We start from the raw sequence: 11,659 nt of genomic DNA on the forward strand, positions 1-11,659 counted from the left end.
CGAGGTCGCGTCTCGCTCACCAGTGGCCGGAGCGACCCACTCAGATCACCGTTTCCCTGCTCTGGAGGACCGGAGCGCGGAAACCGCCACCCGACACGGAGCCCCACCATGTCCCTGCTCAAGACTTCGCTGCACGCCCTGCACCTGGAACTCGGCGCCCGCATGGTGCCTTTCGCCGGCTACGAGATGCCGGTGCAATACCCGCTCGGCGTGCTCAAGGAGCACCAGCACACCCGCGCCCAGGCCGGGTTGTTCGACGTCTCCCACATGGGCCAGGTACTGCTCGAAGGCGACGCCGCCGCCGAGGCCCTGGAGACCCTGGTGCCGGTCGACATTATCGACCTGCCCAGCGGCATGCAGCGCTATGCCCTGCTGACCGACGACAACGGCGGCATCCTCGACGACCTCATGGTCGCCAACCTCGGCGATTGCCTCTACCTGGTGGTCAACGCCGCCTGCAAGGAAGCCGACCTCGCCCACCTGGAAAAGCACCTGGGCGATCGCTGCCAGGTGCTGCCGCAGTTCGATCGCGCCCTGCTGGCGCTACAAGGGCCTGCCGCCGCCGCGGTGCTGGCACGCCTGGCGCCGGAAGTGGCCGAGATGACCTTCATGCAGGTCCGCCGGGTCAAGCTGCTGGACCAGCCCTGCATCGTCAGCCGCAGCGGCTACACCGGCGAAGATGGGTACGAGATCTCGGTACCCAGTGCCGCCGCCGAAGCCCTGGCCCGCCGTCTGTTGGCCGAGCCGGAAGTCGAGGCCATCGGCCTGGGCGCCCGTGACTCCCTGCGTCTGGAAGCCGGTCTCTGCCTCTACGGCCACGACATGGACGCGGGCACCACGCCGGTGATGGCCAACCTGGGCTGGGCGCTGTCCAAAGTGAGGCGGGAAGGCAACGGCCGCGCCGGCGGCTTCCCCGGTGCCGAGCGCATCTTCGCCGAGCAGCGCGACGGTGTGAGCCGTAAGCGCGTCGGCCTGCTGGTGCAGGAGCGGGTACCGGTGCGCGAGGGCGCTGAGCTGGTGGATGCCAACGGTGCCAGCATCGGTCGCGTCACCAGCGGCGGCTTCGGCCCGACCCTGGGCGCGCCGGTGGCCATGGGGTATGTCGACAGCGCCTTCGCCGCCCTGGATACCGAGCTCTTCGCCGTGGTCCGTGGCAAGCAGGTCCCGGTCAAGGTCGCCAAGACGCCCTTCGTGCCGCAGCGGTATTACCGCGGATAATCAGTCGCCAATAGCATCGCTGCCATGATGGTTCGCCGCTGCAGGCGCTTTGGCCTCCTGAGTTCAGCGTCCAATCGCGGCCATGGGCCGCTCCTACAAAGGCATCCCCGCTGTAGGAGCGGTCGCTACGGCGCACCGGCATGGCCGCGATGAATTCAAAGGCAAGTGCAGCGGCCGATCATCATGGCTGTGATTTTTCAGGCCACCGGATAATCCCGAAACACCGACAGCGCCTCCGCCTCGGCGGCCAGGGCTTCCAGCGTCGGATAATTACGCCGGTCGATCAGCCCCGGCAGGGCATAGTGGAGGAAGGTCCAGGCTACCGCCGTGTCGATGGCGTCCTGGCCGATGCTGTCTTCACCCAGCGGTGGGCGCGGACCCAGCCAGGCCTTGTCCAGGGCGCCGCAAGCGGCGCGCAGCTGACCTTCCACCCGCTGCCGCCAGGGCTCGTGGCGCTTCTCTTCCGGGCGCAGGTCGCGTTCGTACACCAGTTGCACCGCCTTCTCGCACAGCGCCAGGGCCAGACCGCTACGGCCCAGGGCGGTCGCCCGGGCGGCGTGGCCGCTGGGCAGCAACCGCCGACTACCGCAGGCGAGATGCTGGGCATAGTCCAGGATCAGCGACGAATCCATCAGCCGCTGGCCATCCAGGCAGATGAGAGTTGGCGCCTTGATCACCGGATTGAAGCTGCGAAAACGTTCGACATCGCGGAAGACCGATAGCTGGCGCAGCTCGAAAGGCAGCACCAGCAGGCGAAGGGAGATCGCGACCCGCCGCACATAGGGCGAGTCGAGCATGCCGATGAGTTGCATGATGGCGTCCTGTCAGAAAGGGTGAATCCTGTTTCACGTGGAACGTCATCCGGCTGACTCGTTTTGCAGTGGATGTCGCTCTGGACAAGACATTAAGGATTCAGGGAAGCTGCTTCCAGCGAGAAAATCTGACTGAATCGTTAAGGAAGGCTTACATGTCGCGAGTGCCGCCGCTGAATGCCCTGCGCTGTTTCGAGGCCGTGGCCCGGTTGGGGAGCGTGACCCGTGCCGCCAGCGAATTGCACCTGACCCACGCGGCGGTCAGCCAGCAGGTGAAGGGCCTGGAGCACCAGCTGGGCATGGTGCTGTTCGAGCGCCAGGGGCGCGGGATCGAGGTCACCGGCGACGGTCGCGTCTATGCCGAGCAGGTCCGCCAGCTGCTCGAGGATCTGGGCGAGGCGACCCGGCGACTGCAGGCCCGCCCGCGGCGCAACGAGCTGGTATTTGCCACCTTTCCCTCCTTCGCCACCCACTGGCTGCTGCCCCGGCTGCCGCGATTTCGCGCCCTGTACCCGGACTATCGCATCCGTATCCAGACCAGCCTGGATTTCCAGGATCTGCGCCAGGGCATGGTGGATATCGGAGTGCGCATGGGCGAGGGCCAGTGGGATGGCCTGACGGCGCTTCGGCTGTTTCAGGACGATGTGCTGCTGGTGGCGGCACCTGGTTACAACGGTGGGCAACTACCGTGCAGCCTGGACGAGGCTCTCGCGCAGCCGCTATTGCACACGGAGGAAACCTGGCTGCACTGGGGCGAAACGGCTGGTCTAGGCGAAGCAGCACCCAATCGCGGCATCAGCGTGAATGATTCCAACGTGGTACTGGAGGCGCTACGCCTTGGTCAGGCGCTAGCGCTGGAGCGGCGCAGCCTGGTGCAGGCCGCGCTGGACGAGGGGCGTCTGGTCCAGCTCAGTCCGGTAACGGCGCCCTATCCCTATGCCTACTGGCTGGTCTGGCCGGAACGCGCCGAATCGGCGGAAAAGCAGGAGCGCTTCAGTGCCTGGATCCAGGCCGAGGTCGCGACCTATCTGGCCGCGCTGGAGACGCCGACGCCCGCCTAGGGCGTCGGGCGGGAGGTCTTAGCGCAGCAGCAGCTTGCGACGGCCGTCCGGCCAGACTTCCCAGAGTTGATCGTTGATGCGCTGCACCTGGCTGGTGGTCCGGCGCATGGCCGAAATGCTGGCCCGCAGGGCCTGGCCGCTGGCGGTGTCGACGAGATTTCCGGCGCCGGTGCTCTCGGCCGTGGCGCGATCCATAGCTACAGTGTTCATTGACGCCTCCCAGAGCTCGGCTAAAGACGGCGAAAGTGCCGTAGCCCAAGGACTGCCCAGCCACGGCAAGATTCCGCGTCCTGAGCCGTCGCCATTCAAGCTGTGATCCACGTCCTAAGCGCGCTGTGGCCTGCTGAACGAATTTGCGCCAGGGTGGCTTTCTGTACGGATATACAGATTAGTCCTTGCGCCGGCCGCGACGGCTTTGCATCCTGTCGCCATCCCCCGTTGCGCGACGCTCGCCATGCAGCTGTATCTCTGCGAAAAACCTTCCCAGGCCAAGGACATCGCCCGCGTCCTCGGCGCCACCCGTCGCGGCGAGGGCTGCCTGCAGGGGCAGGGCGTGACTGTGACCTGGTGCATCGGCCATCTGCTGGAAACGGCGCCGCCGGACGCCTACGACGCCCGCTACAAGCGCTGGTCGCTGGACGACCTGCCCATCGTCCCCGCGCAGTGGAAGCTGCAGGTCAAGAAGACCACCGGCAGCCAGTTCAAGGCGGTCAAGCGCCTGCTCGGCGAGGCCAGCGAACTGGTGATCGCCACCGACGCCGACCGCGAGGGCGAGATGATCGCCCGCGAGCTGGTGGAGCATTGCCGCTATCGCGGGCCGATCCGCCGGCTCTGGCTGTCGGCGCTGGATGACGTCTCCATTCGCCGCGCCCTGGCCGCGCTCAAGCCCGGTGCCGAAACCTATGGGCTCTATCAGTCCGCCCTGGGGCGTTCGCGCGCCGACTGGCTGATCGGCATGAACATGAGCCGACTGTTCACCCTGCTGGGGCGCCGCTCGGGTTACCAGGGCGTGCTCTCGGTCGGGCGGGTGCAGACCCCGACCCTGCGTCTGGTGGTAGATCGCGATCGCGCCATCGCTGCCTTCGTCCCGGTACCCTTCTGGACCGTGGAGGCGACCCTGGACGCCTCGGGTAGCCGTTTCCAGGCCCAGTGGCAGCCACCGGAGGCCGTCTGCGACGACCAGGGGCGCTGCCTCAAGCCCGAGGTGGCCCAGGCGGCGGCCCAGACCATCGAGGCGGCCGGGCGGGCGCGACTGGTCAAGCTCAAGACCGAGCGCATCCGTGAAGTGGCGCCCTTGCCCTTCGACCTGGGTACGCTGCAGGAGGTCTGCTCCAAGCGGCTGAACCTGGGCGCCCAGCAAACCCTGGACGTCGCCCAGGCGCTCTACGAGACCCACAAGCTGATCACTTATCCGCGCAGTGATTGCGGCTACCTGCCGTTGTCCCAGCATGCCGAGGCACCGGCGCTGCTGGCGGCCTTGCTGGGCGCTGATAGCAGTCTGGCGCCGCTCCGCGAGCACCTGGACGCCAGTCGCCGCTCGCGGGCCTGGAACGATGCCAAGGTCAGCGCCCACCACGGCATCATCCCGACCCTGGTGACCCGCGATCTGGGCCGGTTGAGTCCCCAGGAGCGCAACGTCTACGGCCTGATCCGTGCACGCTACCTGGCGCAATTTCTGCCGCAACACGAATTCGACCGTACCAAGGCCGACTTCGAGGCCGGCGGCGAGCGTTTGCGGGCCACGGGCAAGCGCCTGGTGGAGCAGGGCTGGCGCCGCGCGCTACCAGAAGCCCTGACCCCGCCCAAGGGCCGCGAGGCGCCGCCACCCCAGGCGCTGCCCGCCTTGCATGAGGGCGAGCACTATCCGGTGGTCGAGGTGCGTTGCAAGGATCAGCTGACCCAGCCGCCCAAGCCCTTCACCGAGGGCGATCTGATCAAGGCGATGAAGAACGTCGCCAAACTGGTGGAAGACCCGGCGCTCAAGCAGAAGCTCAAGGACACCACCGGCATCGGCACCGAGGCGACCCGCGCCAGCATCATCCAGGGCCTGCTGGACCGCGGCTACCTGGTCAAGCAGGGCAAGGCCCTGGCAGCGACGCCCGCGGCCTTCGGTCTGATCGATGCCGTGCCGCGGGCCATCGCCGACCCGGGCACCACGGCGCTCTGGGAGCAGGCGCTGGATCGGGTGCAGGAGGGCGAACTGAGCCTGGCCGAGTTCGTCGCCAAGCAATCGACCTGGATGGGCAAGCAGGTGGAACGCTGTCTGGGCCTGACCCTGACCATCAGCGGTCCACCACCCGCGGGCAAGGGGGCGCCTTGGAAGAAAAAGCGGCGTGTGGGTGGGGGCAAGACCAAGACGACGGCGAAGACGGGTGGCGCTCCAACACGGGCGCGCAAGCCGAGGGTCAAGCCGGGCTGAGGGCGGCGCAGAGACGTTCGAGTACGGCCTCTGGTTGGGTCAGGACCTCGTGGTTCCAGAAGCGCAGGATCTGGAAGCCTTGGGCCTCCAACCAGGCGTCGCGCTCGCGGTCGGCTGGGCTGTCCTGGTGCTGGCCGCCGTCCAGCTCAATCACCAGGCGTGCTTCCAGGCAGACGAAATCCAGGATGTAGCGGCCGTAGGGATGCTGGCGGCGGAACTTGAGGCCCAGCAGGCGCTTGTCGCGTAGTTGATACCAGAGGGCGCGCTCGGCCTCGGTCTGATTGCGGCGCAGGCTGCGGGCGTGGGTGATGAGGGGCATGGGAATCCGTTCCCTTGAGGTGCTTGGTGTTGGGCTCGCCCTCACCCCGGCCCTCTCCCGGAGGGAGAGGGGGCAGTGTGGAGCGAGAGGTGATTCTTGGAGTATCGCCTGAGGGTTTGGAGTTGGCGAGGCTCTGGCGCGCGGCTTCGACGGTTTCGGTCTGGATTTCGCTGAATGGCAAAGATAAAGACTGAGGAGGCTGTGGCGTTGGGCTCTCCCTCACCCCAGCCCTCTCCCGGAGGGAGAGGGGGTAATAAGGTGCGATGGGCTACTGCTGAGTATCGCCTGGTACCTGGACTCGTCCAGATCGCAGAAATCGCTATCGCGGTAACTCTGAGAACATCTGTGGACCGTGATCTGGAGGGGAAGCCCGCCTCCCGCTCCAGACAACCCCCTCTCCCTTAGGGAGAGGGTTGGGGTGAGGGTGCTCGTAACGCTTACTTCTTCTCGAACGCCGCTGCCGCGGTGGCGTAGGCCGCTTCGTGGTAGTCGAATTCGGCCGACTGGACCAGCAGGGTTTCCTCGTCCTCGGTGAAGGCGATCACCGGGCGATAGGAGACACCGTCGGCCTGGATCTCGGATTCGTCGATGAGCTTGGAGAGGTCGAAGGCGAAGTCGCCGCAAATGGCCTTGGCCTGGGCGTCGGTGATGCCGTGCTTCTGCAGGGCATCGCGCAGCAGGGTGCTCCACTGGTATTGGAACTGGAGACCCAGTTTGGCGTAGCTGGGACCGTAGTCGATTTCCATGAGTGTGTAACCGGGGCTTGGGAGGAGGGGGCGAACTCGCCACATTGGCCGGGAAGAACGGCCGATGCGACGGCTGCCGGTGACACTACGATGGCGTGCCCCCAAGCCCAGGCAAAGGGGGGCGTGCCGGACGGCCAAATCTTGCGACCGAGAGGCCCGCACCCCGGGACGAGCGGTTATTCGTGGACGATGCGCGAGTGATCGCGGGTGTCCTTCATGAAGACGTAGACCAGCAGCGAGCAGGCAACGCAGCCGGTCACGTACCAGTAGTAGCCGCTCTCCATACCGACGCTCTTGAACCACAGGGCCACGTACTCGGCGGTGCCGCCGAAGATGGACACGGTCAGGGCGTAGGGCAGGCCGACGCCCAGGGCGCGGATCTCGGTGGGGAACAGCTCGGCCTTCACCACGGCATTGATCGAGGTGTAGAAGCTGACGATCACCAGTGCCGCCATGATCAGCCAGAAGGCGCCCCACCAGGTGGTGACGCTGCCCAGGGCGGTGAGGATCGGATAGGTGAACAGGGTGCCCAGTACGCCGAAGGCGATCAGTACCGGGCGCCGGCCGATCTTGTCGGAGATCGCCCCGACCAGGGGTTGCAGCAGCATGAAGAGGAACAGGGTGGCGGCCGAGATGGAGGTGGCGTCGGTCTTGCTCATGCCCACCGAGTTGACCAGGTATTTCTGCATGTAGGTGGTGTAGGTGTAGAAGGCCAGGGTGCCGCCCATGGTCAGGCCGACCACGGTGAAGAATTCCTTGGGATGCCGCGCCAGGGTGCGCATCAGGGATTCCTTGGGCTTTTCGGACTTCTTGAAGGAGCTGGTCTCTTCCATGCCGCGGCGCAGGTAGAGGGCGGTCACGGCACAGGCGGCGCCGATGACGAAGGGAATGCGCCAGCCCCAGCTTTCCAGCTGCTGCACGGTGAGCAGTTGCTGCAGCACGATCAGAGTGGCCAGGGCCAGGAGCTGGCCGGAGATCAGGGTGACGTACTGGAAGCTGGAATAGAAGCCACGGCTTTCCTTGGTGGCCATCTCGCTCAGGTAGGTGGCGGAGGTGCCGTATTCACCGCCCACCGAGAGGCCCTGCAGCAGCCGCGCCAGTACGAGCATGATCGGTGCGGCGACGCCGATAGTGGCGTAGCTGGGGGTGAGGGCGATGATCAGGGAGCCGGCGCACATCATGATCACCGAGACCATCAGCGCGGCCTTGCGCCCGGCCTTGTCGGCGTAGAGGCCCATCAGCCAGCCGCCGATGGGGCGCATGAGGAAGCCCACGGCGAAGATGGCGGCGACATTGAGCAACTGGGCGGTCTGGTCGCCCTGGGGGAAGAAGGCCTTGGCGAAGTACAGGGAGAAGGCAGCGTAGACGTACCAGTCGAACCATTCGACCAGGTTGCCGACGGAACCGCTGAAGATGGACTTGATGCGTTGCGAGGTGGTCTTGGGCGCGATGTTGCCGGCCGCGAGGGTAGCGGTGCTATCCACAGGGTAGTCCTCTTGTCGTTGTTATTAGTGCGCTCGAAGCGTCGACAAGGGCTATTGCAGCGGGCGTGCCAAACCGCGAAGGGGCGGCTTTGCTGGGTTTTCACCGGTCAGATAGGCGGAAGTCCGCCAAGCCACGAGGGGTGATGAGCGGATTTCCGCCTATCGCCCCTCAACCCCTTCGGGGCCATCGAGGAAGTCGGCGCGGACCAGACCATGGCGCTGCATCTTTTCGTTGAGGGTGCGGCGTGGCAACTGCAGCTCATCCATCACCGCCTTGATCTCGCCGCCATGGCGAGCCAGGGCGGCGCGCAGGCACTGGGCTTCGAAGGCTTCCAGCTGATCGGCGAGGGAATGGCTGGCGGCCGCGGTGGTGGGGGAACCCAGGCCGAGGACTTCCCGCTCGGCGGCATTGGCCAGTTCGCGGACGTTGCCCGGCCAGCCGTGGCCGAGCAACTGGGCCAGGCGCGCCGCGCTGGGTGGGGCGGCCGGACGGCCCAGGCGGGCGCCGGCTTCGACCAGGAAGTGGTCGAACAACAGCGGGATGTCTTCGCGCCTAGCGCGCAGTGGTGGCAGGTGCAGTTCGGCGACGTTGAGGCGGTAGGCCAGGTCTTCGCGGAAGCGCCCGGCGCGGGCCTCTTCGAGCAGGTCCGGCTTGGTGGCGGCGACGATGCGCAGGTCCAGCGCGATGCTCTGGTTGGAGCCCAGGCGCTCCAGACGCTGTTCCTGCAGCACCCGTAACAGCTTGACCTGCTGCGCCAGGGGCATGCTCTCGATCTCGTCGAGGAACAGGGTGCCGCCATTGGCGTATTCCAGCTTGCCGATGCGCTTGCCCTGGGCACCGGTGAAGGCACCGCTCTCATGGCCGAACAGCTCGCTCTCGAACAACTGCTCGGGAATGGCGGCGCAGTTGAGGGCGACGAAGGCCTTGCCGGCACGCGGACCGAAGTCGTGCAGGCAGCGGGCGACCAGTTCCTTGCCACTGCCGGTCTCGCCGCGCAGCAGGACGTTTACCGGGGTCGGTGCCAGGTCGAGGATCTGCTGGCGTAGGCGGACGATACCGGGGGAGACGCCCAGCAGGCGCCGGGCGAGGGCGCTCTGGTCGTCGGCGCGGCGATGCAGCTGGCGGTTCTCCAGCACCAGGCGGCGCTTTTCCAGGGCGCGGCCGAGACCGCCCAGCAGGGCTTCGGGGCTGAAGGGTTTTTCCAGGAAGTCGTAGGCGCCCTGGCGCATGGCGGTCACCGCCAGGGCGACGTCGCCATGGGCGGTGAGCAGGATCACCGGCAGGTCGCGATCCAGCGCCAGCAGGCGTTCCAGCAGGACCAGGCCGTCCATGCCGGGCATGCGCACGTCGCTGACCACCACCCCGGCAAAGTCCAGAGTCATCGCCGCCAGGCAGTCCTCGGCGCGGGCAAACAGCCGCACCTGCATTCCGGACAGTTCCAGCCACTGGCGCACCGCTTCGCGGATGCTGGCTTCGTCGTCGACCAGATAGACCTGATGTTCCATGAATGCTCTCTATAGCCCGTGGCCATCACCTTGCCGGAACGACGGGTGCAGGTCGAGTGCTCAGGCGCCAGTGACAGACAGCAGCGGCAGGCCAAGGCGGGCACAGGCGCCGCCGTCCGGTCGGTTGCCCAGTTCGATGCGGCCGTTCAGGTGCTGGGCCACGGTCTGGACGATGGACAGGCCCAGGCCGGCGCCGTTGGCCGCGCCACTGCTGTAGAAGCGCTCGAACAGTCGCGGCAGCACCTCGGCGGGGATGCCGGGCCCCTGGTCGAGGATGAGGATATCCGCCCAGTCGTCACCGACGTCCAGGCGCACCTGGATCTCGCCGCCGGGAGGCGAGACATTGACCGCGTTGGTCAGCAGGTTCTGCAGGGCGATGCCGAGCATGGCGCTGTCGCCCCGGACCTGGGCCTGGGTAGGCGGCGCCTCGAAGCTGAGGTCGAAGCCCTTGTCGAGAATCCAGGGTCCCAGCTCTTCCAGGGTGGCGCCGACGGCGGTACGCAAGTCGAAGCGCTGCTCGTCGCTCCAGCTCGGCCGGGGTTCCAGGCGGGCGAGGATCAGCAACTGGTTGACCACCCGGGTCAGGCGATCGGTACCGCTGACGACGAACTTCAGGGCTTCGTCGCGAGCGGCGCCGGTCTGCGCGGACAGGGCGTTCTGGGCGTGCAGGCGCAAGACCGCCAACGGGGTGCGCAGCTCATGGGCGGCATCGGCGATGAAGCGCCGTTCGCGCTGCAGCAGCTGTTCGATCTGCAAGAGCAGGCGGTTGAGTGCGGCCTGCATGGGTTCCAGTTCGCGTGGCAGCGGATCGAGGCGCAGCGGTTGCAGGGATTCCGGATCGCGGTGGCGGATCAACGCCGCCATGCGCCGCAGCGGTCGCAGCCCCCAGCCGATGGCCAGCCAGGCCAGCAGCGATAGCAGCACCAGGCCGATCAGGTGCGGGGTGAGGGTGTGGCGCAGGATGCGGCGGACCAGGTCGGCACGCACCTCGTCGCGCTCGCCGACCCAGAGCATCAGGTCGTGGTCGGGGTCGGGCAGCAGGAAGCCGTACCAGCCCTCGCCGTCCAGGGTCAGCTCGGTGAAGCCGGGGGTGGTCGGCAGGGCGAAGGCCGGGGCGTTGGGCGAACGCATCAGCGAGTTGCCACCGGCGTTCCAGGCCTGGAAGGCCATCTTGGCTTCGTAGCGATGGCCGAAAGGACTGCCGGTGGCTTCGGCGAGCGCCGCGGTGACGCTTTCGTGCAGCGCCTGGCGGCCCTCGGCGCGGGGCGCGGCGCGCAGCATGCCCTGGAGGATGCGGGCGCTCTGCGCCAGCTGGGCGTCGTAGATCTCGCCGATCTCGCGCTGGCTATCGCGGATATTGGTGAGGGCGATCAGCAGGGTGCCGATCAGGAGTAGCGTCAATACCAGGCCGACGGTGCGGCGGCGGATGGAAGTCATGGGCACTCGAGTCGATAGCCGATGCCCCGGACGGTGCGGATCAGGTCGGCGCGCAGTTTCTTGCGCAGGTTGTAGATGTGGACTTCCAGGGTGTTGCTCTCCACGCCTTCGTCCCAGCCGTAGAGCAGCCCCATGAGGCGATCGCGACTGAAGATCTTGCCGGGGTTGGCCAGCAGTTCGTGCAGCAGCTGGTATTCGCGCGGGGTGAGGTTGACCGGCTGGCCTTCGAAGGTGACCCGGCGGGTGGCCGGATCGAGGAGGATGCCGCCGCCTTCGAGCTGGAGCTGCGAGGGGCCGTTGCGGCGGCGCAGCAGGGCGCGCAGGCGGGCCTTGAGTTCCTTGATGTCGAAGGGCTTGACCAGATAGTCGTCGGCACCGGCATCCAGGCCGGCGACCCGGTCTTCGGTGTCGTCGCGGGCGGTGAGGATCAGCACCGGGGTGGTGAGACCATTCGCCCGGCTCTGGCGCAGCACCTGGATGCCGTCCAGGCGCGGCAGGCCGAGGTCGAGCACCACCAGGTCGAAGCCTTCCTCGCGCAGGGCATGGACGGCGCTTTCGCCGTCCTTGAGCCAGTCCAGGGTGTAGCCTTCTTCACGCAGGCTGGAGCGAATGCCCGCGCCGAGGTCGGGATCGTCTTCGATGAGCAGGACGCGCATG

Annotated in this window: 11 protein-coding genes; 3 read left to right on the forward strand and 8 right to left on the reverse strand. The window is 67.0% G+C overall.

The window, feature by feature from the left end:
- The first annotated feature begins 108 nt into the window (after nt 1-108).
- Entirely contained in the window at nt 109-1,218 is a 1,110-nt protein-coding gene (gene gcvT, locus QZ471_RS16935; RefSeq protein WP_295465897.1) for a glycine cleavage system aminomethyltransferase GcvT, read from the forward strand.
- Between the two features lie 197 nt (nt 1,219-1,415).
- On the opposite strand, the gene QZ471_RS16940 is transcribed toward gcvT, so the two are convergent.
- Nucleotides 1,416-2,030, reverse strand: a complete 615-nt coding sequence (locus QZ471_RS16940; protein WP_295465899.1) for a glutathione S-transferase — start codon at nt 2,028-2,030, stop codon at nt 1,416-1,418.
- 155 nt (nt 2,031-2,185) lie between these two features.
- On the opposite strand from QZ471_RS16940, the gene QZ471_RS16945 reads away from it, so the two are divergent.
- Nucleotides 2,186-3,091: a LysR substrate-binding domain-containing protein gene (locus QZ471_RS16945; protein ID WP_295465901.1), complete on the forward strand. Its 906-nt coding sequence runs from the start codon at nt 2,186-2,188 to the stop codon at nt 3,089-3,091.
- Between the two features lie 18 nt (nt 3,092-3,109).
- On the opposite strand, the gene QZ471_RS16950 is transcribed toward QZ471_RS16945, so the two are convergent.
- On the reverse strand, nt 3,110-3,301 hold the full coding sequence (locus QZ471_RS16950) for a hypothetical protein (protein ID WP_132832609.1): 192 nt from the start codon (nt 3,299-3,301) through the stop codon (nt 3,110-3,112).
- Between the two features lie 244 nt (nt 3,302-3,545).
- Here QZ471_RS16950 and QZ471_RS16955 point away from each other — a divergent pair, with 244 nt between their 5' ends.
- Nucleotides 3,546-5,510 carry a DNA topoisomerase III gene (locus QZ471_RS16955; protein WP_295465904.1) on the forward strand — a complete coding sequence of 655 codons (1,965 nt, stop codon included), beginning with the start codon at nt 3,546-3,548 and terminating at the stop codon, nt 5,508-5,510.
- Here the strand turns inward: QZ471_RS16955 and QZ471_RS16960 are convergent.
- The 6 genes from QZ471_RS16960 to QZ471_RS16985 all read right to left on the reverse strand — a co-directional run bounded on the left by QZ471_RS16960 (nt 5,497) and on the right by QZ471_RS16985 (nt 11,658).
- A complete protein-coding gene (locus QZ471_RS16960) occupies nt 5,497-5,829 on the reverse strand; it encodes an endonuclease domain-containing protein (RefSeq protein WP_295465906.1) in 333 nt (110 codons plus the stop codon). The two genes, QZ471_RS16955 and QZ471_RS16960, sit on opposite strands and share 14 nt — an antisense overlap.
- Before the next feature lie 437 nt (nt 5,830-6,266).
- On the reverse strand, nt 6,267-6,575 hold the full coding sequence (locus QZ471_RS16965) for a hypothetical protein (RefSeq protein ID WP_295465908.1): 309 nt from the start codon (nt 6,573-6,575) through the stop codon (nt 6,267-6,269).
- 176 nt (nt 6,576-6,751) lie between these two features.
- Nucleotides 6,752-8,059: an MFS transporter gene (locus tag QZ471_RS16970; RefSeq protein ID WP_295465910.1), complete on the reverse strand. Its 1,308-nt coding sequence runs from the start codon at nt 8,057-8,059 to the stop codon at nt 6,752-6,754.
- A 159-nt stretch (nt 8,060-8,218) separates the two neighbouring features.
- A complete protein-coding gene (locus tag QZ471_RS16975; protein WP_295465912.1) occupies nt 8,219-9,565 on the reverse strand; it encodes a sigma-54 dependent transcriptional regulator in 1,347 nt (448 codons plus the stop codon).
- A 60-nt stretch (nt 9,566-9,625) separates the two neighbouring features.
- Nucleotides 9,626-11,002, reverse strand: a complete 1,377-nt coding sequence (locus QZ471_RS16980) for an ATP-binding protein (RefSeq protein WP_295465914.1) — start codon at nt 11,000-11,002, stop codon at nt 9,626-9,628.
- Nucleotides 10,999-11,658, reverse strand: a complete 660-nt coding sequence (locus QZ471_RS16985; protein WP_295465916.1) for a response regulator transcription factor — start codon at nt 11,656-11,658, stop codon at nt 10,999-11,001. The genes QZ471_RS16980 and QZ471_RS16985 overlap by 4 nt, the downstream gene beginning before the upstream one ends.
- Nucleotide 11,659 lies beyond the last annotated feature (1 nt).

Origin of the sequence: uncultured Pseudomonas sp. (genome assembly GCF_913774235.1) — a bacterium.
In the GTDB taxonomy this organism is placed as follows: domain Bacteria; phylum Pseudomonadota; class Gammaproteobacteria; order Pseudomonadales; family Pseudomonadaceae; genus Chryseomonas.

Coding starts and splice junctions, on each gene's coding strand:
- gcvT (WP_295465897.1), top strand. CDS start 109: ATGTCCCTGCTCAAGACTTCGCTGCACGCCCTGCACCTGGAACTCGGC.
- QZ471_RS16940 (WP_295465899.1), bottom strand. CDS start 2,030: ATGCAACTCATCGGCATGCTCGACTCGCCCTATGTGCGGCGGGTCGCG.
- QZ471_RS16945 (WP_295465901.1), top strand. CDS start 2,186: ATGTCGCGAGTGCCGCCGCTGAATGCCCTGCGCTGTTTCGAGGCCGTG.
- QZ471_RS16950 (WP_132832609.1), bottom strand. CDS start 3,301: ATGAACACTGTAGCTATGGATCGCGCCACGGCCGAGAGCACCGGCGCC.
- QZ471_RS16955 (WP_295465904.1), top strand. CDS start 3,546: ATGCAGCTGTATCTCTGCGAAAAACCTTCCCAGGCCAAGGACATCGCC.
- QZ471_RS16960 (WP_295465906.1), bottom strand. CDS start 5,829: ATGCCCCTCATCACCCACGCCCGCAGCCTGCGCCGCAATCAGACCGAG.
- QZ471_RS16965 (WP_295465908.1), bottom strand. CDS start 6,575: ATGGAAATCGACTACGGTCCCAGCTACGCCAAACTGGGTCTCCAGTTC.
- QZ471_RS16975 (WP_295465912.1), bottom strand. CDS start 9,565: ATGGAACATCAGGTCTATCTGGTCGACGACGAAGCCAGCATCCGCGAA.
- QZ471_RS16980 (WP_295465914.1), bottom strand. CDS start 11,002: ATGACTTCCATCCGCCGCCGCACCGTCGGCCTGGTATTGACGCTACTC.
- QZ471_RS16985 (WP_295465916.1), bottom strand. CDS start 11,658: ATGCGCGTCCTGCTCATCGAAGACGATCCCGACCTCGGCGCGGGCATT.